The 20,073-nt window shown below is 70.1% G+C and carries 20 protein-coding genes; 12 read left to right on the forward strand and 8 right to left on the reverse strand.

Annotated elements, in window-relative coordinates:
- The coding region (locus ABD140_RS32195) for a heterodisulfide reductase-related iron-sulfur binding cluster (protein WP_344245278.1) at positions 1-215 on the reverse strand (215 nt) is incomplete at its 3' end.
- Positions 212-1,234, reverse strand: coding sequence for a LacI family DNA-binding transcriptional regulator (locus ABD140_RS32200; protein WP_344245280.1), 1,023 nt, complete (start codon positions 1,232-1,234; stop codon positions 212-214). The genes ABD140_RS32200 and ABD140_RS32195, both read right to left, overlap by 4 nt.
- Before the next feature lie 204 nt (positions 1,235-1,438).
- On the opposite strand from ABD140_RS32200, the gene ABD140_RS32205 reads away from it, so the two are divergent.
- From ABD140_RS32205 to ABD140_RS32240, 8 genes are all read left to right on the forward strand, one after another.
- Positions 1,439-2,950, forward strand: a complete 1,512-nt coding sequence (locus tag ABD140_RS32205) for a sugar ABC transporter ATP-binding protein (protein WP_344245282.1) — start codon at positions 1,439-1,441, stop codon at positions 2,948-2,950.
- Positions 2,947-3,987, forward strand: coding sequence for an ABC transporter permease (locus ABD140_RS32210; RefSeq protein WP_344245284.1), 1,041 nt, complete (start codon positions 2,947-2,949; stop codon positions 3,985-3,987). Before ABD140_RS32205 ends, ABD140_RS32210 begins: the two co-directional genes overlap by 4 nt.
- On the forward strand, positions 3,977-4,966 hold the full coding sequence (locus tag ABD140_RS32215; RefSeq protein ID WP_344245286.1) for an ABC transporter permease: 990 nt from the start codon (positions 3,977-3,979) through the stop codon (positions 4,964-4,966). Before ABD140_RS32210 ends, ABD140_RS32215 begins: the two co-directional genes overlap by 11 nt.
- 73 nt (positions 4,967-5,039) lie before the next feature.
- Positions 5,040-6,104 carry a rhamnose ABC transporter substrate-binding protein gene (gene rhaS, locus ABD140_RS32220; protein WP_344245288.1) on the forward strand — a complete coding sequence of 355 codons (1,065 nt, stop codon included), beginning with the start codon at positions 5,040-5,042 and terminating at the stop codon, positions 6,102-6,104.
- A 61-nt stretch (positions 6,105-6,165) separates the two neighbouring features.
- A complete protein-coding gene (locus tag ABD140_RS32225) occupies positions 6,166-6,486 on the forward strand; it encodes an L-rhamnose mutarotase (protein WP_344245290.1) in 321 nt (106 codons plus the stop codon).
- Between the two features lie 42 nt (positions 6,487-6,528).
- Positions 6,529-7,686 carry an L-rhamnose isomerase gene (gene rhaI / locus ABD140_RS32230; RefSeq protein ID WP_344245291.1) on the forward strand — a complete coding sequence of 386 codons (1,158 nt, stop codon included), beginning with the start codon at positions 6,529-6,531 and terminating at the stop codon, positions 7,684-7,686.
- Between the two features lie 5 nt (positions 7,687-7,691).
- Positions 7,692-9,752, forward strand: a complete 2,061-nt coding sequence (locus tag ABD140_RS32235) for a bifunctional aldolase/short-chain dehydrogenase (protein ID WP_344245293.1) — start codon at positions 7,692-7,694, stop codon at positions 9,750-9,752.
- 162 nt (positions 9,753-9,914) lie between these two features.
- A complete protein-coding gene (locus ABD140_RS32240; RefSeq protein WP_344245295.1) occupies positions 9,915-12,890 on the forward strand; it encodes a glycosyl hydrolase in 2,976 nt (991 codons plus the stop codon).
- Between the two features lie 230 nt (positions 12,891-13,120).
- Here ABD140_RS32240 and ABD140_RS32245 read toward each other — a convergent pair whose 3' ends face one another.
- Complete coding sequence (locus ABD140_RS32245) at positions 13,121-13,906, reverse strand: hypothetical protein (RefSeq protein WP_344245297.1); 786 nt, start codon at positions 13,904-13,906, stop codon at positions 13,121-13,123.
- A gap of 126 nt (positions 13,907-14,032) precedes the next feature.
- Complete coding sequence (locus ABD140_RS32250) at positions 14,033-14,584, reverse strand: GNAT family N-acetyltransferase (protein ID WP_344245299.1); 552 nt, start codon at positions 14,582-14,584, stop codon at positions 14,033-14,035.
- 51 nt (positions 14,585-14,635) lie between these two features.
- On the opposite strand from ABD140_RS32250, the gene ABD140_RS32255 reads away from it, so the two are divergent.
- The 3 genes from ABD140_RS32255 to ABD140_RS32265 all read left to right on the forward strand — a co-directional run bounded on the left by ABD140_RS32255 (position 14,636) and on the right by ABD140_RS32265 (position 17,116).
- Positions 14,636-15,295: a TetR/AcrR family transcriptional regulator gene (locus tag ABD140_RS32255; RefSeq protein WP_344245301.1), complete on the forward strand. Its 660-nt coding sequence runs from the start codon at positions 14,636-14,638 to the stop codon at positions 15,293-15,295.
- Positions 15,296-15,458: 163 nt separating this feature from the next.
- Positions 15,459-16,436, forward strand: a complete 978-nt coding sequence (locus ABD140_RS32260; protein ID WP_344245303.1) for a DMT family transporter — start codon at positions 15,459-15,461, stop codon at positions 16,434-16,436.
- A gap of 161 nt (positions 16,437-16,597) precedes the next feature.
- Complete coding sequence (locus ABD140_RS32265) at positions 16,598-17,116, forward strand: hypothetical protein (protein ID WP_344245305.1); 519 nt, start codon at positions 16,598-16,600, stop codon at positions 17,114-17,116.
- Positions 17,117-17,207: 91 nt separating this feature from the next.
- Here ABD140_RS32265 and ABD140_RS32270 read toward each other — a convergent pair whose 3' ends face one another.
- From ABD140_RS32270 to ABD140_RS32280, 3 genes are all read right to left on the reverse strand, one after another.
- Positions 17,208-17,726, reverse strand: coding sequence for a hypothetical protein (locus ABD140_RS32270; RefSeq protein WP_344245307.1), 519 nt, complete (start codon positions 17,724-17,726; stop codon positions 17,208-17,210).
- A 249-nt stretch (positions 17,727-17,975) separates the two neighbouring features.
- The gene (locus tag ABD140_RS32275; RefSeq protein WP_344245309.1) at positions 17,976-18,260 is read right to left on the reverse strand and encodes a hypothetical protein; all 285 of its coding nucleotides are present in this window, start codon (positions 18,258-18,260) and stop codon (positions 17,976-17,978) included.
- A gap of 3 nt (positions 18,261-18,263) precedes the next feature.
- Entirely contained in the window at positions 18,264-18,578 is a 315-nt protein-coding gene (locus ABD140_RS32280; protein ID WP_344245311.1) for a hypothetical protein, read from the reverse strand.
- 337 nt (positions 18,579-18,915) lie between these two features.
- Between ABD140_RS32280 and ABD140_RS32285 the strand changes: the two genes are divergently transcribed.
- On the forward strand, positions 18,916-19,275 hold the full coding sequence (locus ABD140_RS32285; RefSeq protein ID WP_344245313.1) for a VOC family protein: 360 nt from the start codon (positions 18,916-18,918) through the stop codon (positions 19,273-19,275).
- Positions 19,276-19,292: 17 nt separating this feature from the next.
- Here ABD140_RS32285 and ABD140_RS32290 read toward each other — a convergent pair whose 3' ends face one another.
- Complete coding sequence (locus ABD140_RS32290; RefSeq protein ID WP_344245315.1) at positions 19,293-20,018, reverse strand: SDR family NAD(P)-dependent oxidoreductase; 726 nt, start codon at positions 20,016-20,018, stop codon at positions 19,293-19,295.
- Positions 20,019-20,073 lie beyond the last annotated feature (55 nt).

Below are 20,073 nucleotides of genomic sequence, written 5' to 3' on the forward strand. Positions count from 1 at the left end.
ACGGCCTCGTGGTCGGAGAAGGTGCGGGTGAACGACTCCACCATCGGCAGTGCCTGTTCGGGGTAGCCGGTGTTGAGGTGCATCTGCCCGCAGCACGTCTGCCCCTCGGGGAAGATCACCTGGTGGCCGAGTCGTTCCAGCAGTGAGACGACGGCTCTGCCCGTTCCGGGGAAGAGCGTGTCGTTCACGCAGGTGAGGAAGAGCGCGATCTTCACGGTGCCGTCGATTCCCGTATGACGAGTTCCGGTTGGAACATGATCTGCTGGTGGGCGTGCCCCTCGGGGTCCTCGCACTCCTCGAGCAGCAGCTCCGCGGCGATCCTGCCGAGCCGGTAGGTGGGCTGCCGGACGGAGCTGAGCGGGATCGCCGAGGCGGTGGCGTACTCGATGTCGTCGTAGCCGATGAGCTTCACCCGGTCGGGCACCCGCACCCCCTGCTGGAGCAGGGCCCGCAGGACCCCCATCGCCAGCAGGTCGTTGGCGCAGAAGATGGCGTCGGGCAGCTCGCCGAGCAGCTGCCAGGCGGCCTCCTGCCCGGCGCGCGGCGTCATCTCCCCGACGGTGACGTGGCGCAGCGTGCCGTGTCCGGCCTGCTCCAGCGCGCGGAGCGCGCCGGCGTGCCGGTCGGCGCACTGCCGGATGCCCATCGGCCCCGACACGTAGGCGATGTCGCGGGCCCCGGTGTCCAGGAGGTGCGCGACGGCGAGCTGCCCGCCGGAGACGTCGTCGACGGTGACCGAGCACTGGTGCGGCCGTGTCGCGGGATGGTCGAGCATGACCGCGTTGACGCCGCGCTCGCGCAGCAGCGCCAGCCGGTCGGGTCCCTGGTCGACGGGGGTGACGAGCACGCCGCGCACCTGCTGCTCGGCGAGCATGCGCAGGTTGCGCTCCTCGCGCTCGGCGGAGGTGGCCGAGCTGCACAGGATCACCGCGTAGCCGCGCTCGCTCATCACGTCCTCGACGCCGCGGGCGAGGTCGGTGAAGAAGGGGTTGCCGAGGTCGAGGACCATCAGCCCGACGGTGCGGCCCTGCCCGGCCCGGAGGCTGGAGGCGGAGCCGTTGCGGACGAAGCCGAGTTCGCGGATGGCGGCCTCGACTCTGGTCCGTGTGGCGTCGGCTACCCGTTCGGGTCGGTTGAGGACGTTCGACACGGTGCCGGGGGAGACGCCGGCGTGCGCGGCCACCTCTTTGATGCCCACGGTGCCGCCCCGGGTGCCGGTCTGCGGTGTGCTCATGGACGTCCTTGTACTGGATCAGGGGCGGTTCTCGGGGGAAGCTTCGCATACTTTCGCCTCCCGGTTAAAACGTGTCAAGTCCTGAAGTTCGTCACTAGCTGGTACTTGACGGGTAAGCCCGGTCACATTTACGGTTCCAGCGTTCGCCCAGCTTTAAAACGTTTTTTACAGAAAGAGCCCGCAGATGAGATCAGGAGGCGGCAGGTGAGCGGACCGACACCGGTGCTGGCGCTGGTCGACGTGAGCAAGTCCTTCGGCGCCGTCCGCGCGCTCAAGGGCGTGCGCCTCGAGCTGTACGCGGGCGAGGTCCACGCCCTCGCCGGCGAGAACGGCGCGGGCAAGTCGACGCTCGTCAAGACCTTCGCGGGCGTGCACCGCCCGGACGGAGGACGGATCCTGCTCGGTGGCGAGCCGGTCGTCTTCAACAGCCCCGCCGACGCGCAGAGCGCCGGCGTGGCGGTGATCTACCAGGAGCCCACGCTCTTCCCCGACCTGTCGGTGGCGGAGAACATCTTCATGGGCCGCCAGCCGCGCGGCGCGCTCGGCCGGATCGACCGGAGCGCGATGCACGCCAAGGCCGCCGGGCTGTTCGAGCGGCTGGGCGTCCCCATGGACCCGCGCCGGCCCGCCCGCGGCCTGTCCATCGCCGACCAGCAGGTCGTCGAGATCGCCAAGGCGATCTCCCGCGACGCCAAGGTGCTCATCATGGACGAGCCCACCGCGGCGCTCACCGGCCAGGAGACCGCCCGGCTGTTCTCGGTGGTCGAGGCGCTGCGCGAGCAGGGCTGCGCGCTGCTGTTCATCTCCCACCGGCTGGAGGAGATCTTCGAGCTGTGCCAGCGGGTCACCACCCTGCGGGACGGCCAGTGGATCGCCAGCGAGACGCTCGAGGGCCTCACCCCCGACGACCTCGTCACCCGGATGGTCGGCCGCGAGCTGGACGAGCTCTACCCCAAGCAGGACGTCGAGCCCGGCGAGGTCGCGCTGAAGGTCTCCCGCCTCACCCGCGAGGGCGTCTTCACCGACGTCTCCTTCGAGGTGCGGCGCGGCGAGATCGTCGCGCTGGCCGGCCTGGTCGGCGCGGGCCGCAGCGAGGTCGCCCGCGCGATCTTCGGGATCGACCGCCGGGACGCCGGCTCGGTCGAGGTGGACGGCAGGCCGCTCAAGGCCGCCAGCCCCACCGGCGCGATGGCCGCCGGACTGGCGCTGGTGCCCGAGGACCGCCGCCAGCAGGGCCTGGTGATGGAGATGTCCATCGAGCGCAACATGGGCCTGACCCGGCTGCGCGCCCTCAGCCGAGGCCCCCTGATCTCCCGCGCCGCCGAGCGCGCCAACGCCGCGGACTGGGCCGTGCGGCTCCAGCTCAAGTACGCCAGGGCCGGCGACGCGGTCGGTGTGCTCTCCGGCGGCAACCAGCAGAAGGTCGTGCTCGCCAAGTGGCTGGCCACCGAGCCGTCCGTCCTGATCGTGGACGAGCCCACCCGCGGCATCGACGTCGGCACCAAGGCCGAGGTGCACCGCCTCCTGTCGGAGCTGGCCGCCGGGGGCCTGGCCGTCCTCATGATCTCCTCCGACCTGCCCGAGGTGATCGGCATGGCCGACCGCGTGCTGGTCATGCACGAGGGGCGGATCACCGCCGAGATCCCCCGGGAGCAGGCCACCGAGGAGTCGGTGATGAGCGCCGCCACCGGGCGGTACGGAAAGGAGGCGGCATGACGACCCTGACGTCGGCGCCACCTGCGAAGAAGGCGCCGAAGGCCGAAGGCGGCCTGCTGGACCTGGTGCTGCGCGCCCGGGAGCTGAGCATCCTGGGAGCCCTGGTCGTCCTGGTGGCGGTCACCGCGATCGTCAACCCGCGCTTCCTGTCCGCGCAGGGCGTCGAGGACATCTTCCTCAACGCCTCGATCCTGGTGCTGCTGGCCGTCGGGCAGACGCTCGTCGTCATCACCCGCAACATCGACCTGTCGGTCGGCTCGGTCGTCGGGCTCGTCGCCTTCACGACCGGCAAGTACGTCTCCGGCGACGACCGCAGCGTGGTCATGGCGATCCTCATCGGCCTGGCGATCGGCGCGCTGTGCGGCCTGGTCAACGGCTTGCTCGTCAGCTTCTGCGGCGTCCCGGCGCTGGTCGTCACCCTGGGCACCCTGTACGTGATCCAGGGGATCGGCTACTACATCGCGCAGGGCGACCAGATCAACGCCGCGGACGTCCCGCAGTCCCTGCTCGACCTGGGCAGCGGCGGCGTGCTCGGCGTGCCCTACCTGCCGCTGATCGCGGTGCTGGTGATGGCCGCCGTCGGCTACTACCTGCGGGCCTACCCCTCGGGCCGGGAGTTCTACGCCATCGGCTCCAGCCCCGAGGCCGCGCGCCTGGCGGGCGTCCCGATCCGCCGCCGCGTCCTGACCGCCTACGTCGTCAGCGGCCTGCTCGCGGGCCTGGCCGGCGTGCTGTGGCTGGCCCGCTTCGGCACCGTCGTGGCCGACGCCGCGGGCGGCTGGGAGCTGAAGGTCGTCAGCGCGGTCGTCGTCGGCGGCGTTGCGATCGTCGGCGGCGTCGGCTCGGTCTACGGCGCGGCGCTCGGCGCCCTGCTGCTCACCACGATCGGCAGCGTGCTGGTCGTCCTGAAGGTCAACTCGTTCTGGCAGGACGCCCTGACCGGCCTGCTGCTCCTGCTGGCGATCAGCGTGGACCGGCTGCTGGCCCTGCGGATGAACCGGGTACTGCGCAAGAGGAGCGCCCACCATGGCTCTTAAGACAGACGGCGCGCTGGGCCGCTTCGTCCGCTGGGACGTGCTGGTCACCGCCCTGCTCATCGCGGTGTTCCTCGGCGGCTCCGGGATGAACCCCGACTTCGCCAACACCGGGAACCTCTCCTTCGCCCTGGGCGACCTGGGGGAGATCGCGCTCATCGCGCTGCCGATGACCCTGCTGGTGGTCTGCGGCGAGGTGGACCTGTCGGTCGCCTCGGTGCTGGGCCTGGCCAGCGCGCTGACCGGCTCGCTGTGGAACGCCGGCTGGGCGTTCGAGACGATCGTCCCGGTCGTCCTGGTCGTCGGCCTGGTCTGCGGGCTGATCAACGGCCTGCTGGTGACGAAGCTGGGGCTGCCGTCCCTGGCCGTCACGATCGGCACGCTCACCCTCTACCGGGGGCTGGCCTACGTGGTGCTCGGCACCGAGGCCGTCTCCCAGTTCCCCCAGCAGTACGCCGACCTGGCCGTCTCCAACGTGCCCGGCACGCCCATCCCGTACCCGGTCGCCCTCTTCGCGGTGCTGGCCGTCGCGACCGCACTGCTGCTGCACGCCACCGGCCTCGGCCGCTCCCTCTTCGCGATCGGCAGCTCCGAGGAGGCCGCGTTCTTCGCCGGCGTCCGGGTCAAGCGCATCAAGCTCCTGCTGTTCGTGGCCGCCGGAGTGATCTCCGCGTTCGCCGGCATCGTCTTCACCCTGCGCTACGGCAGCGCCCGCGCCGACAACGGCATGGGGCTGGAGCTGACCGTTATCGCCTCCGTCCTGCTGGGCGGCGTCGACTTCGACGGCGGCAAGGGCACCCTCGGCGGCGTGATCGCCGGCGTGCTGCTCATCGGGGTGCTGCGCAACCTGCTCATGCTCGACGACGTCTCGACCGAGATCCAGGCGATCGTCACCGGACTCCTGCTCATCGTCTCGGTGCTCACCCCCCGGCTGACCGCGGTCGTCCGGGAGGCCAGAGCCCGAAGGCGGGTGCCCGTCTGAGGGCACGCCCTTCTCCCCTCCCACCCCCCTCCCACCCGGAAGGCCATCGAACATGTCCGTTCGTTTCCGCAGCGTGAGATCCGCGCTGTCGCTCGCCACCGCGGGCGCCCTCGCCCTGAGCCTCGCCGCCTGCGGCGGCACCACCAAGGACTCCGCCGAGAACAACAGCGGCTCCAACTCCGGCTCCAAGGCGACCGCGAACCCGAACGCCCCGATCAAGGAGGGCCTGAAGCTCGCCTTCCTGCCCAAGCAGATCAACAACCCCTACAGCACGATCGTCAACAGGTCGGGCATCGAGGCGGCCAAGGAGTTCAAGGGCGAGGCCAAGGAGGTCGGCCCGTCCGACGCCTCCGCCTCCTCCCAGGTCTCCTACATCAACACCCTGGTCCAGCAGGGCCACGACGCCATCCTCATCGCGGCCAACGACCCCAACGCCGTCTGCGGCCCGCTCAATCAGGCCCGCTCGCGCGACATCAAGATCGTCGCCTACGACTCCGACACGGACAAGAGCTGCCGCGACATCTTCATCAACCAGGCCAGCTCCGAGGAGATCGGCCGCAGCCAGGTCAAGCTGCTGTCCGACCAGATCGGCGGCCAGGGCGAGATCGCGATCCTGTCGGCGACCGCCAACGCCACCAACCAGAACACCTGGATCGAGTTCATGAAGGACGAGCTGAAGAAGCCGGAGTACTCCGGCATGAAGCTCGTCAAGGTCGCCTACGGCGACGACGACGACCAGAAGTCCTTCCAGCAGACCCAGGGCCTGCTGCAGGCCTACCCGAACCTCAAGGGGATCATCTCCCCGACCACGGTCGGCATCGCCGCCGCGGCCCGGTACATCTCCAGCTCCGAGTACAAGGGCAAGGTCGTCGTGACCGGCCTGGGCACCCCGAACCAGATGCGCAAGTTCGTCAAGGACGGCACGGTCGCCGAGTTCGCGCTGTGGAACCCCGAGGACCTGGGCTACCTGGCCTCCTACGCCGCCGCCGCGCTGTCCTCCGGCCAGATCACCGGTGCCGAGGGCGAGAAGTTCAAGGCCGGCCGCCTCGGCGAGCGGACGATCGGCACGGACGGCGAGGTCATCCTCGGCCCGCCCTTCACCTTCGACAAGGACAACATCGACGACTTCGACTTCTGATCCCGTCCGGACCCTCCTCGGACGGGGAGGGTCCGGCACCCCCACCACCGGAGGACCTCCCATGCGCCGACGTGTCTGCTTCCTGCTGAAGGTGCGCGAGGACAGGCGGGCCGAGTACGCCGAGCGCCACGCGGAGGTGTGGCCCGACATGCTCGCCGCCCTGCGCGACACCGGCTGGCACAACTACTCGCTCTTCCTGCGCGACGACGGGCTGCTCGTCGGCTACCTGGAGACCGACGACTTCCAGGCCGCCCTCGACGGCATGGCCCGCACCGAGGTCAACGCCCGCTGGCAGGCCGCGATGGCCCCCTACTTCGAGGACCTGGACGGCCGACCCGACGAGGGCATGCGCCCCCTCACCGAGGTCTTCCACCTCGACTGAACGACTCCACCTTGACCGACATCCGATTCGGGGATCGTGACCATGACTGACATCACGGCCGGGCTGGACGCCCTGGCCATCGAGACGCCCTCCTGGGCCTACGGCAACTCCGGGACCAGGTTCAAGGTGTTCGCCCAGGCGGGAGTGCCGAGAGACCCCTTCGAGAAGCTCGCCGACGCCGCGCAGGTCCACGCCTTCACCGGGGCGGCCCCGAAGGTCGCGCTGCACATCCCCTGGGACAGGGTGGAGGACTACGCCGGGCTCGCCGCGTACGCCCGGGAGCGGGGCGTCGCGCTGGGGACGATCAACGCCAACGTCTTCCAGGACGACGACTACATGCTCGGCTCGGTCACCAACCCCGACCCGCGGGTGCGGCGCAAGGCGACCGACCACCTGCTGGAATGCGTCGACATCATGGACGCCACCGGCTCGCGCGACCTCAAGCTGTGGTTCTCCGACGGCACCAACTACCCCGGCCAGGACGACATCCGAGCCCGGCAGGAGCGCCTCGCCGAGGCCCTCCAGGAGGTCTACGCCCGCCTCGGCGACGACCAGCGCATGCAGCTGGAGTACAAGCTCTTCGAGCCGGCGTTCTACACCACCGACGTGCCGGACTGGGGCACCTCGCTGCTGCACTGCCTCGCCCTCGGCCCCAAGGCCGTGGTCTGCGTGGACACCGGCCACCACGCGCCGGGCACGAACATCGAGTTCATCGTCGCCCAGCTGCTGCGCGTCGGCCGCCTCGGCGCCTTCGACTTCAACTCCCGGTTCTACGCCGACGACGACCTCATGGTCGGCTCGGCCGACCCGTTCCAGCTCTTCCGGATCATGCACGAGGTGGTCCGCGGCGGCGGCCTCGGAGCCGACTCCGAAGTCGCCTTCATGCTCGACCAGTGCCACAACATCGAGCCGAAGATCCAGGGCCAGATCCGGTCCGTCATGAACGTCCAGGAGGCCACCGCCAAGGCCCTCCTGGTCGACACCGCGGCGCTGAAGGCCGCGCAGGACTCCGGCGACGTGCTCGGCGCGAACGCCGTCCTGATGGACGCCTACAACACCGACGTCCGCCCGCTGCTCGCCGAGTGGCGCGAGGCCAAGGGCCTGGCGGGCGACCCGATCGCCGCGTACAAGGCGTCCGGGTACCTCGAGAAGATCTCCGCCGAGCGTGTCGGCGGCGACCAGGCCGGCTGGGGGGCCTGATACCGATGAGCGATGCTGTGAACACCGTTGTGCAGGACCTGCTGAACCGTTGCCACGAGCTGGGCGCCGACCCGCGCAACACCAACTACGCGGGAGGGAACGCCTCCGCCAAGGGCGTCGAGACCGACCCGGTCACCGGCGAGCCCGTCGACCTCATGTGGGTGAAGGGCTCCGGCGGCGACCTGGGCACCCTGAAGGCGTCCGGCCTGGCGGTGCTGCGGCTGGACCGGCTGCGCGCCCTGGTGAACGTGTACCCGGGCGTCGAGCGCGAAGACGAGATGGTCGCGGCGTTCGACTTCTGCGCGCACGGCAAGGGCGGCGCCGCGCCGTCCATCGACACGGCCATGCACGGCCTGGTCGAGGCGGCGCATGTGGACCACCTCCACCCGGACAGCGGCATCGCGATCGCGACCGCCGAGGACGGGGAGGAGCTCACCCGGAGGATCTTCGGGGACAGGGTGGCGTGGGTGCCGTGGCGGCGCCCGGGATTCCAGCTCGGGCTGGACATCGCGGCGATCAAGGCGGAGAACCCGCGGGCGATCGGCGTGATCCTGGGCGGCCACGGCATCACCGCGTGGGGGGAGACCTCCGCGGAGTGCCAGGCCAACTCGCTGGAGATGATCCGCACGGCCGAGGCGTTCCTCGCCGAGCACGGGCGTCCGGAGCCGTTCGGACCGGTGATCCCCGGTTACGAGCCGCTGCCGGAGGCCGAGCGCCGTGCCCGTGCCGCCGAGCTGTTCCCGCTGATCCGCGGACTCGCCTCGACGGACAAGCCGCAGGTCGGCCACTTCACCGACAGCGAAGCCGTGCTGGACTTCGTCTCCCGCGCCGAGCACCCGCGCCTGGCCGCGCTGGGCACGTCCTGCCCCGACCACTTCCTGCGCACCAAGGTCTCGCCGCTCGTGCTGGACCTGGCGCCCGACGCCCCGCTGGACGAGGCCAAGGCCCGGCTCAAGGAGCTCCACGCCGCCTACCGCGAGGAGTACGCCGCCTACTACGACCGTCACGCCACGCCGGAGTCCCCGGCGATGCGCGGCGCGGACCCGGCGATCGTGCTGGTGCCGGGCGTCGGCATGTTCTCCTTCGGCGCGAACAAGCAGACCGCGCGCGTCGCGGGCGAGTTCTATGTCAACGCGATCAACGTGATGCGCGGTGCCGAGTCGGTGTCGCGGTACGCGCCGATCGAGGAGTCGGAGAAGTTCCGCATCGAGTACTGGTCGCTGGAGGAGGCCAAGCTCCAGCGCATGCCCAAGCCCAAGCCGCTCGCCACCCGCGTGGCGTTCGTGACCGGCGGCGGCTCCGGCATCGGCGCCGCCACCGCCCGCCGACTGGCCGCTGAGGGCGCGTGCGTCGTCGTCGCCGACCGCGACCTCGCCGCCGCCGAGAAGGTCGCGGCGGAACTCGGGGCAGGCGCGCTGCGGGCCTCCGACGTGGCGATCGCCGTGGCAGCCGACGTCACCAGCGAGGACGAGATCAAGGCGGCTCTGGCCGCGGCCGTCCTCGCCTTCGGCGGCGTCGACCTGGTGGTCAACAACGCCGGCCTGTCGCTGTCGAAGCCGCTGCTGGAGACCACGGTCGCCGACTGGGACCTGCAGCACGACGTCATGGCGCGCGGCTCGTTCCTGGTCTCCCGCGAGTCCGCCCGCATCATGATCGAGCAGGAGATGGGCGGCGACGTCGTCTACATCTCCTCCAAGAACTCGATCTTCGCGGGCCCGAACAACATCGCCTACAGCGCGGCCAAGGCCGACCAGGCCCACCAGGTCCGCCTGCTGGCGGCCGAGCTCGGCGGACACGGCATCCGCGTCAACGGCATCAACCCCGACGGCGTGGTGCGCGGCTCCGGCATCTTCTCCTCCGGCTGGGGAGCCAACCGCGCCGCCGTCTACGGCGTCGAGGAGGAGAAGCTCGGCGAGTTCTACGCCCAGCGCACCCTGCTCAAGCGCGAGGTCCTGCCGGAGCACGTCGCGGCCGCCGTCTTCGCCCTCACCGGCGGGGACCTGACCCAGACCACGGGCCTCCACATCCCCGTGGACGCCGGCGTCGCCGCGGCCTTCCTGCGCTGACACCCACCGCCCGGGCCGTCTTCGGCCGCGGTCCGGGCGGATCTTCACATTCCCGGCCGACCAGCCCCGACCGTTCCAGGTCCGGGCCGCCTCGGGCGGCGGCGTTCTCGGGGGACGCCGCCGCTCCCTCCCCACCCTGCCTTTGTGAAACCGAGGTTCGGCATGCCCGAAAACAGCCCCGTCTTCTCCCGACGTCGTTTCCTCCAGACCGCCGCCGTGGCCGGCACCGCCGTCGCCGTCGCGGGCGGTCCCGGCGGTACGCCCGCCGCGCTGGCCGACGCCGGTTCCACCGGCTTCCCGAAACTCCCCGCCTCGGTACGGCCCTGGTTCCGCTGGTGGTGGCCGGACGGCCTGGTCGACCCGGCCGAGATCGCCCGCGAGATCGACCAGATCGCCGACGCCGGGTTCGGCGGCGCGGAGATCGCCGCGGTCCACCACAGCATCAAGGACAAGTCGGTGCTCGACCCGGCCGGGCACGGCTGGGGGAGCGCCCCCTGGATCGCCGGTGTGGAAGCCGCTTTGGAGCGTGCCAACAGGCGCGGCATCGGCATCGACCTGACGCTCGGCCCGGCCTGGCCCTCGGCCACCCCGACGGTCACGCCCGACAGCGCGGCGGCCTGCAAGGAGCTGGCGTACGGCGCGGTCAAGGTCACTTCCGGAACCGAGTACACCGGCCCCGTGCCGCCGCCCCTCGTCGCCGCCCACAGCGACGTCGAGGAGAAGCTCCGGTACGTGCACGCGATGCGCGTCAACGCCGCGAACGACACCCGCAAGGAGGTCGGACTCGAGCCCGCCTCCCACATCGACCTGAACGACGCCGTCGCCGACGGGCAGATCACCTGGACCGCGCCCGCCGACGGCGACTGGTACCTGTTCGCCTACTGGGAGCGCGGCTCGGGCCAGCAGCCGGAGTCCGGCCCGCACACCGCCCCCGAGTCCTACGTCGTCGACCACTTCAGCGCCGAGGGCACCCGGGCCGTCATCGACTTCTGGGAGGAGTCGGTCCTGACCAGGGAACTGCGCAGACTGCTCAAGCGCAACGGCGGCGCGCTGTTCGAGGACTCCTTCGAGCTGGAGACCGACGCCCTGCAGTGGACGCCGAAGATCGACGAGGAGTTCGAGAAGCGGCGCGGCTACGCGCTGTGGCCCGTCCTGCCGGCGATCCTCCTGAACAACGAGAACACCGTCTTCGCCTTCGACGCCGTGCTCAGCCGCGAGGTCCGGCACGACTACTGGGAGACCGTGGCGAACCTGTTCGACGAACGGCACTTCCGGCCGCTGCGCGACTGGGCGCACCGGCTCGGCATGAAGCTGCGCGCCCAGCCCTACGGACTGAACACCGACGCCATCGCCTCGTCCGCGATCCTGGACGTCACCGAAGGCGAATCGCTGGGCTTCAAAAACCTCGACGACTACCGGGCGCTGGCCGGCGGACGCGACATGGGCGGCCACCTCGTCATGTCGTCCGAGACCGGCGCCTACCAGGGCGGCGCCTACGCCACCACCTGGAAGAAGATCATCCGGACGATGTCCGGCGCGTACGCGGCGGGCCTGAACCAGACGGTGTTCCACGGCTTCTCCTACGCCACCGCGCCCGGCGTGCAATGGCCCGGCTTCGCGGCGTTCACGCCCTACGACGGCAAGGTCGGCTTCTCCGAGTCGTGGGGTCCGCGCCAGCCCAGCTGGACCCACATCAACGACATCTCCGACTACTTTGCGCGGATCCACGCCGTCACCCAGGCCGGCTCCATGCGCGCCGACATCGCCGTCTTCCGGCAGACCGGCTACTCCAAGACCGGCATCGGCGTCGGCTGGCTGACCTCGAACGGCGTCCCGCTCGGCTGGACCCACCAGATGATCAGCGCGCCCCTGCTCGACCTGCCGTCCGCGCGGGTCCGCGGGGGACGGCTGGCCCCCGACGGCCCCGCCTACAAGGCGATCGTCATCGAGGGCGACCGGTTCTACGGACGCGCCGCCACCCTTCCGCTGGACGTGGCGCGGAAGTTCCTGTCCTACGCCAAGGCGGGCCTGCCGATCGTCTTCGTCGGCGAGTGGTCCGCCGCGACCATCCCCGGCAAGGCCGTCGGGAACGAGAACGAGCGGCTCAAGGCGGTTCTCACCGAGCTGTTCGCACACCCGAAGGCGCGCGTCGTCGCGGCCGAGGCGGAGCTGCCCGCCGCGCTGGCCGACCTCGGCGTCACCCCTGATGCCCGTTACGCCGCGGCCTCGACGCTGCTCAACGCCCACCGCGTCGACAAGGACATGGATTTGTACTACCTGTCCAACGGCAAGCACGCCGAGAGCAGCAAGGGCGTCGTCGCCATCGACCACGAGGTGACGTTCGCCCGCAGCGGCCGCGACCGCGTCCCGTACCTCCTGAACCTGTGGAGCGGCGAGGTCGAGCGCATCGCCCGCTACACCGAGAACGGCGACGACGTGACCGTCCGGGTGTCGCTGCAGGTCAACCAGACCTGCGCGGTCATCCTGGCGCGCAAGGCCTGGCTGCAGGAGGCGAGCACCGGCCTGCACGCGGTGTCCACCACGGCCGACTCCGTCCACTACCGGGGGAGCCGCCGCCTGCAGATCCGTGCCAAGGCCCCCGGCACCTACACCACGGCCCTCTCGGACGGGCGGACCGTGACGACGGAGGTCGAGGCGGTGCCCGCGGCCATCGCCCCCGCGGCCTGGACCGTGACGGCCGATTCCTGGCTGCCCGGCGCGACCCCGGTGGAGACGGTGAAGGAGAAGGTGACCGCGGAGCTGACCACCCTGGCCCCCTGGTCGACCATCCCGGCCCTCCAGGACGTCTCGGGCGTCGGCCGCTACACCACCACCTTCGCCCTCGACGCCTCCTGGACCGACGACAACGGCGCCTACCTTGAGCTCGGCGAGGTCTTCGACACCGTCCGGGTCACCCTCAACGGCAAGGCACTGCCCCCGGCCGACCTCATCAACCCGGTCCTGGACCTGGACGGCTACCTCAAGAAGGGCGTCAACACCCTGGTCGTCGAGGTCACCACGACCCTGAACAACCGCCTCCGCCTGTCCGACCCGGGCGTCTACGGCGCCAATCCCCGCCAGGCCTACGGCCTGACCGGTCCCGTCCGCATCACCCCCTACACGAAGAAGGACCTCTGACGCTCTGACAAAGGGCTTCTGAGCCGGAAGAAGCGGGACGGAGGGGTGCCGTCCCGCTTCTTCTTCGTCATGGGCTGACACCCACCGCTCGGGCCGCCTCCGGCGGCACCGTCCAGGCGGTGCGATGCGAGCGGTCCGCGGCGGCGCTTCGACGGACACCACCCCGGAAAGACCTCATGGGCTATACCTGGGAGCGCATCGCCGGGGTGGTGAGTCCGTGAGGAGGCGGGCTACTTGCTGGGGGCCGCCGTGGTGAGCATGGCGAGACTGGGGGCGACCAGGCCGAGCCGGTAGTTGCGGATGCGGACGTAGGCGTCGAACTTGATGGAGTTCTCGCCGGCGGCGCTGGGGGTTCCGGCGGCGGAGTTGACGATGGAGTCCATGAGGCCGGCGCCGAGGCCGCAACCGGAGGCCCCGGGGACGGCGAAGGTGGTGTCGGAGACGTCCGCGCGCAGGACCGAGGTCTGGTTGACGGAGGCGACGCGGGGGTCGGCGATGACCGGCTTGATGACGATCGGGTCGGAGTCCGTGCCGATGTAGCAGTTGGCGCCGAGCGTCCAGTGCCGGAGGTGGATCTTCAGCGGGATGCGCTCGGGGATCAGGCCGTCGCCGCCCATCTCGCCCGCCTGGTCGACGCTCACCTTGATGGTGCCGATGACCGGGACCTCGTAGTCGAAGCTCGGGCCGCTCGCCGCCACCGCGTTCGCCGACGCCATCGAGGTGCCGCCGATGCCGCTCGTGATCGTGGTGATCTTGCCCTTGTGCCAGCCGACGCCGATCGTGATCGTCATCGGCGTGCCCAGGGTGGTGGCGATCTTGCCGACCTTCACCTGCCCCTTGTCGAGGTTGACCGAGACGCAGTTCCACAGCAGCTTGATCGCGTCGGCGGGCAGGGTCGGGCAGTTGGCGAAATCGCCGTCACCGGGCTGGTAGTCGGCGTGCGCCGCCGTGGGCGCGGCCAGCAGCGCCGCCGCGACGGCGCCGGACGCGGCCAGGCTGCGGAAGGCGAACTTCACGGTTACCTCCGAGGGGGGATGAGTGTGACCGAGGTAACAGGAGTGTAGGTTGAGGCGACCTATAAGTGAAGATCCTTCATATCTGAATGTCGCGGCCGACAGGGAGCCCCGAGGGCAATCGCCCGGTCAGCGGCCCGGAGCCCGCCATTCGGGGGCGAGGAGCGCCCAGATCTGCTTGTCGTAGCGCACGCCCTCGTACCGCCATGCCTCGCGGCGCACCCCCTCCAGGGTCATGCCGAGCCGCCTGGCCACCGCTGAACTGCGGTCGTTGTCGCCCCGGCAGTGCCACTCGGCCCGGTGCAGTCCTCGGGACGTGAACGCCCAGTCGAGCAGCGCGCCACACGCCTGTGTGACCAGGCCGTGGCCCTCGGCGGACGGCTCCAGCCAGCAACCGATTTCGCACGAACCGGCAACGGCGTCGAAGTCGGTGAACATCACGCCGCCGATCAGCGTTCCGCGCCGCCAGATGCCGTACAGGCGGGCACCGTCGCCCGCCTGGCTTCGGGCGTACCGCTGAAGTGTGGCCCGCGCCCCGTCCAGGTCGTCGGTGACGAACGCGGGCCCGACCCACGGGCGGATGTGCTCGCGCGCCCGGTCGAGGTGGTCGGCGAACTCTTCGGCGTGCCGGACCTCCAGCGGGCCGAGGTGGACGTCGTCGCGCAGCGGCAGCGAGAACATGAGGGCCTCCCCATTCACATAACAAGTGTTGTGTGAATGTACCGTGGTGGCATGCCACGCTCCAAGGGAGATCACGAAGCACGTCGGCGCGACGTCTCCGAAGCGGTGTGGCAGGTCATGGCCGCACGCGGCTTCACCGGCCTGACCCTGCGCGCCGTCGCCGCCGAACTCGGCGCGACCACCGGCCTGCTCACGCACTACTTCCCCACCAAGCGCGCCCTGGTGGAGTACGCCCTCGACCTGCTCGAGCAGCGCACGCTCTCCCGCCCCCGCCGCGACCCGGGCAAGGGCCTGGCCGCCCTGAGGGACGGGCTGCTGGACGTCCTCCCGCTGACTCCCGAGGCCGCCGACAGCAGCCGGATCTGGGTGTCCTCCTGGGACGCCGCGCTTTCCGACCCCGAGCTGAGCACCGGCTACGCCCGCAAGTACGCCGCGAGCCGTGACAGGCTGAGCGAGCGGGTGGCCGCGGCCCAGGAGCTCGGCGAACTGCTCCCCGGCGACCCCGCGGAGATCGCGGCCGGGACCCAGGCCTTCGTCCTGGGCCTGGTGGTCCAGGCACTGTTCGCCCCGGCGTCGTTCCCGCCGCGGCGGCAGGTCCAGCTCCTCGACGACTACCTGGCCGCCCTGACCGCCCGGATCGCCCCCACGGCCGTCGATCCGCGCGACCCTGACGGGGAACCGCAATCGGTACGACGACCTGAGATCCGCTAGCGTGAGCGCATGCAGCTGTTTCTGACGCCTCCGCCGCCCGCCGTCTAGGCGGGCGGTCGTACACGTCCATTCCGGCGTCGCCGGGATGGACGTGCGGGTTGCCCACGGAAGACATCGTGTCGGCAATCATGCGAGGAGATCTCAGTTGCAGTCCTCTTCCACCTTGTCCGTCGGACAGGGTGTTCTCTACGTCGCGATCGCGGCCACGGCGTGGGGCACCGGCGGTGCCGTGGCCGCCGAACTGTACGGCGTCGGCGGGATCGGCCCCGTCTCCGTTTCCTTCTGGCGGTTCCTGACCGGTCTCGGGTTGCTCCTGGCGGCCCATTCGCTCCGACGGCGTCGGCGAACGGGAACAGCGGTCCCGCTTCGCGCCGCCTGGGCGGCGAATCCGCGCCGAGTGCTCGTCACAGGCGTCGGGCTGGCCGTCTATCAGACGGCCTACTTCGCCTCGGTGCAGCAGGCCGGTCTGACCGTGGCCACGGTGGTGACCCTGGGCTCGGGTCCGGTGCTGGTCACCGCCGGAGCGCGGCTCGCGCTGGGCGAGCGGACCGGGGCGGCCGGAACCGCCGCGGTGGCGAGCGGCGTCGTCGGCCTGGTGCTGCTCGTGGGGGGAGCGGACGGGAGCACCGGCCCGGCTCCTCTCGCGGGCATCGGGTACGCGTTGCTCTCCGCCGTCGGCTATGCGGGCGTGACGCTGTTGGGCCGGTCCTCCGGCCGAAGCGGTGCCGGTGGCGCGTTCGAGTCCACGGTCACCGGCTTCGCGGTGGGAACGGTGTGCCTTCTGCCGATGGCCCTGATGGAGGGCCTTCTGCCCGACCCGGAGCGGCTGGCCTGGACCTCGGGCCTGATCCTCTACCTCGGAGCGGTGCCGACCGCGTTGGCGTACGCGCTGTTCTTCGCCGGCCTCGGAGCGGTACGGGCGACCACGGCTTCCGTGGTCGCCCTGGTCGAGCCGCTCACCGCAGCGGCCATCGGCTTCCTGGTCTTCGGCGAGCGGCTCAACGCGAGCGCCCTCATCGGCGCGGTCCTGCTGCTGCTCGCCGTGATCTTCCTGGCGGCCGGTGAAAGACATGACCCGACGGCTTCCCGGCGGACATCGGCCGTCGACCACGGCCGGTCCGAGGCCTGTCCGGCCGCGTAGGCCAAGGGCTGACCCGACGCGCTCTCCATGGCGGGCGGATACCCGGTCCGGGGATACCGGGGCAGGGCGAGGCGGTCCACCGGGTCCGCCATCGTCCCGCCCCGGGAACCGCCGACCGAAAAGGATTTGCCGGGCCGGAGCGCGGTGCCTAGCGTCGAAGGATGAAGGTCGATTTCACTCGTACCGGCGAGCGGCGTTACCGGGTGGGCGTCACTCGTGAACTGGCGGCGCCGCTGGTGATGGAGCCCGCGCCCGGCTACCACGACCACCTCCCGCACGACCTGGTGCACTTCATGGTCGAGTGCCACTGGGGCCTGAAGGACGGTGTCTACGGCCAGCTCGCCACCGGCGGCACCGGCCTCTTTCGGACCGTCGAACAGCCCGGCAAGCGCCGTTCCCTCCAACGCGACCGCAAACGCGGAGCCCGCCGCGACACCCACTCGGGCCGCGACATCGGCCGCTCCGAGCAACTCGCACAAGCCGCCCTCATCGCCTGGACCACGCACCACAGCAAACGCCCGGCCCCCGAACACGTCCTCGCGACGCTTGCCGCGGCGGCCGTCACCGAAGCAGAGCTCGCCGCCTGCGTGGACGAACTCGTTCCCCTCGCCGACCGCTGGCACTCCCTTCCCGTCGGCGAACCCATCACCCTCACCTGGCCCTGGCCCGAACGCCGCTGAGCGCGCGGACACTCAGCGGATACAGGCAGGGCGCCCTGCGGACGAACTTCGAACCCGATGTGCCACCAGCTCGGTAGATCGGCGTCCGGGACTACTTGACGAGTGCGTTGAGGATGACGACGAGCACGCCGAGGAACGCGTCGGCGGTGGCGGTGAGCAAGGCGGAGCGCGGACCTCGTCCGGCACTCCAGTTGGTGAGCAGGCCCCAGGCGAAGAGAAGGACGATGTTGGTGACGAAGGCGACGTACTCGATTCCCTGGGACTCCCACCAGCCGACGCCCGCGCCGAAGAGCAGCAGTGCCGTGGGAAGCGCGAACACGACCATCGGCCATTCGTCCAGAAGGGTTCGTGTGAAGGCGCCGTAGCCGCGGGGATGCCCCTCCTCTCCTCGGTCGGCGAGGATGTGGGAGTAGCCGTGCGCGATCGCCGCGGCGACGACGGTGATCATCAGCCATGTCGCGTCGTAGAGGCGGTCCTCCTGCACCGGCGGCGGGTACTGGGTCAGTGCGGCGACCATCGTGCTGGCGAGGATCGTGCCGTAAACACCGCCGAAGGCGACCTGCGGGCGCCTCGCGAATCGCGTGAGGCCTCGAATGGTCGGTGAGTTCATGGCCTTCCCTGTCGATGACGACTTGTGGATCCAGTGTCACCAGCGGGAGCTATGGGCTTCCCCATTCGAGGCTGATGGGAGATCAACGGCAGCGTGTTCTCGTCGTAAGCCGTGGTCCCGGCCAGGGGGGTCCCCACTCGTCCGGCCGAGAATATCGACGCAAATGTCCACGCGACGAGGGTGTTTTTGCATCTTCGATCGCATCGAAGAGTTCTGTCGCCGGGCTGGGGCAAAATCAACCGCGTGTGATTATTTCATGCTGTTATCGCGGTAGATTTTTATGAACTCCACGCACATGTCCTCGTGTTCCTCATCCGCCCTCAAGCGGATGTACACGTACAAGCCATCGTCGGGGCGAACGTCGAACGCGTCCGGCTCCGGGGGGAACTTCGCATACCACCAACGGCTCTGCCATGTCCCGTCCTGCAGTGTCTCCAGAAACTCCGCCATCCGTTCACGGTCCGCGCGGCTGGCCGTCTGCATCCACTCGGCCACGTCCCTCTCACCGGTTGTTGTGAGCCGTAGCCTGTCCACCTGCTACTCCCGGAGCCTCCGGATCAACTCGTCGACGTACACCCCGTCGCCCGGCCTGCCCAGGCCCCGCGTCGGCGCGCGGCGAGCCTCGGTGAACCCGGGCTGTCGTTCCAGGTGAACCATCCCGTCAATACTCTCCGTGAGCTTCACGAGACGGTCAATATCCTTCGTACGACCGTATGCGGCCACCGCCTGCATCACCGTCACGAACACCTCGCGCTGTTCGGATGGTGTGAGCCGGTCCCACACCGCCATGGCCTGCTCGACCACATCTTCGTCAGCCGGGGACGTTCTGGGACGCACGTACTCGAAGGACACCGTCTTCTCCCTGCTCGGTGACACCGCCCCGCCACCGTAGAACCCTCGAGTATCGGCTCAGAGGAGGAACTGCGGGGCTGGCCGATGTGGGACGAAGCCGCGATCCCGGGTAAACCAAACGACCTGGGAGCCGTCCCCGACGGAAGAGGATCTCCAGACGGAGGGACCGCGGTGCCGGCGCAGGGCGGCGGGTTCAATGCCGAGTGCGGGTGATTTCGCAGACGCGTCAGCGCCTTCGAAGAGACGCCCTTCCCGGGCGGTGAAGTCGTCTCATCACTCATCGTGAGAGAGTGGTTTCATGCCCTTGAGTACGTATCCACTCAGAACTTCGATCGCCGTGTCCGACATACAGGAGGCGATCGCGTTCTACGAAGGCAAGCTGGGCTTGGAGGTGCTGGAGTCCGGCCCCAGCGCCGACATCGCCGACGGCAGCCGCGTCTACGGTTCTGGTGGCGGACCGGCGCTGCACGTGTACCAGTCGGTCACCGCCGGGAAGACTCCGGCGACATTGGCGACGTGGTACGTCGACGACATCGATCAGATCGTTGACGAGCTCGTCTCGTCCGGCGTCGAGTTCATCCGCTACGACCAGTTCGAACACGACGCCAAGGGGATCACTCCTCGGGCAGGCGGTGGACGTATCGCGTGGTTCCAGGACCCGGACGGCAATACCTTCGCCCTCGAGGCAGACGTCTGATTCCCCGTCGGAGCCGCTCAGAGCGCGGTGCCGGTCTCTTCGGCCAGGGTCTGCACGAGGAGTTCCTGGAACTCCTCGTCGTTGACGGCGGGGTGAGGCTGTCGCCGTTGGCGGTGGTACCAGTATCCGCCGCTGGTCAGGGCCTGGGGTTCGTCGCTCGTGACGAGCCATTCCTGGGTCCGGTGGCCGAGTTCGAGATCGTCCGGCGCGCCTGGTCCGCCCATCTTGGTCGGGACCCAGCCCGGATCCACGGCGTTGCTGACCGTCCCAGGGCGGAGGCGGGCCACTGCCGCGGCGAGTGTCGTGACGAACAGCTTGCTGTCGGCGTAGGAGCCCGCGCTCTCTCCCCGCCAATCGATCCCGGCGAGCGAGGGGCGCCCGTTGAAATGCGAGCTGCTGCTGAGGTACACGAGTCGGCGTGGTTCGTGGAGCAGGGCGGTGAGGAGGTACGGTGCGACGATGTTGACCGGCATGACCGCCGGTCCGCTCCACACACCGGCGTTGTGAACGACCGCGTCCAGCGGCTCGGCGCCGTTCAGCTCGGCGGCGATGCGCCGTACGGCGTCACGCTCGGTGAAGTCCCCCACGACGATACGCGCTCCACGCTCGACGAGTGGTTCGAGGCCCGCAGCGCGCTCCCGGTTGCGGGCGTGCACCACCACGTCATGACCGGCCGACATGAGTGAGACGGCCGCGGCGCGTCCAAGACCGTCCGTGGAACCGGTCACCAGGATCCGGCTCATGATCGCACCGCCTTCCGGATGCGGGGGGCTCGCACCGGCGGCATGACCGCGATCG

It is taken from the genome of Actinocorallia libanotica (assembly GCF_039525175.1).
Lineage (GTDB): Bacteria > Actinomycetota > Actinomycetes > Streptosporangiales > Streptosporangiaceae > Actinocorallia > Actinocorallia libanotica.

What these genes read in the sequence shown, in the direction of transcription:
- ABD140_RS32200 (WP_344245280.1), bottom strand. Translation starts at nt 1,234, where the DNA reads ATGAGCACACCGCAGACCGGCACCCGGGGCGGCACCGTGGGCATCAAA.
- ABD140_RS32210 (WP_344245284.1), top strand. Translation starts at nt 2,947, where the DNA reads ATGACGACCCTGACGTCGGCGCCACCTGCGAAGAAGGCGCCGAAGGCC.
- ABD140_RS32215 (WP_344245286.1), top strand. Translation starts at nt 3,977, where the DNA reads ATGGCTCTTAAGACAGACGGCGCGCTGGGCCGCTTCGTCCGCTGGGAC.
- ABD140_RS32225 (WP_344245290.1), top strand. Translation starts at nt 6,166, where the DNA reads ATGCGCCGACGTGTCTGCTTCCTGCTGAAGGTGCGCGAGGACAGGCGG.
- rhaI (WP_344245291.1), top strand. Translation starts at nt 6,529, where the DNA reads ATGACTGACATCACGGCCGGGCTGGACGCCCTGGCCATCGAGACGCCC.
- ABD140_RS32235 (WP_344245293.1), top strand. Translation starts at nt 7,692, where the DNA reads ATGAGCGATGCTGTGAACACCGTTGTGCAGGACCTGCTGAACCGTTGC.
- ABD140_RS32240 (WP_344245295.1), top strand. Translation starts at nt 9,915, where the DNA reads ATGCCCGAAAACAGCCCCGTCTTCTCCCGACGTCGTTTCCTCCAGACC.
- ABD140_RS32250 (WP_344245299.1), bottom strand. Translation starts at nt 14,584, where the DNA reads ATGTTCTCGCTGCCGCTGCGCGACGACGTCCACCTCGGCCCGCTGGAG.
- ABD140_RS32255 (WP_344245301.1), top strand. Translation starts at nt 14,636, where the DNA reads ATGCCACGCTCCAAGGGAGATCACGAAGCACGTCGGCGCGACGTCTCC.
- ABD140_RS32265 (WP_344245305.1), top strand. Translation starts at nt 16,598, where the DNA reads ATGAAGGTCGATTTCACTCGTACCGGCGAGCGGCGTTACCGGGTGGGC.
- ABD140_RS32270 (WP_344245307.1), bottom strand. Translation starts at nt 17,726, where the DNA reads ATGAACTCACCGACCATTCGAGGCCTCACGCGATTCGCGAGGCGCCCG.
- ABD140_RS32290 (WP_344245315.1), bottom strand. Translation starts at nt 20,018, where the DNA reads ATGAGCCGGATCCTGGTGACCGGTTCCACGGACGGTCTTGGACGCGCC.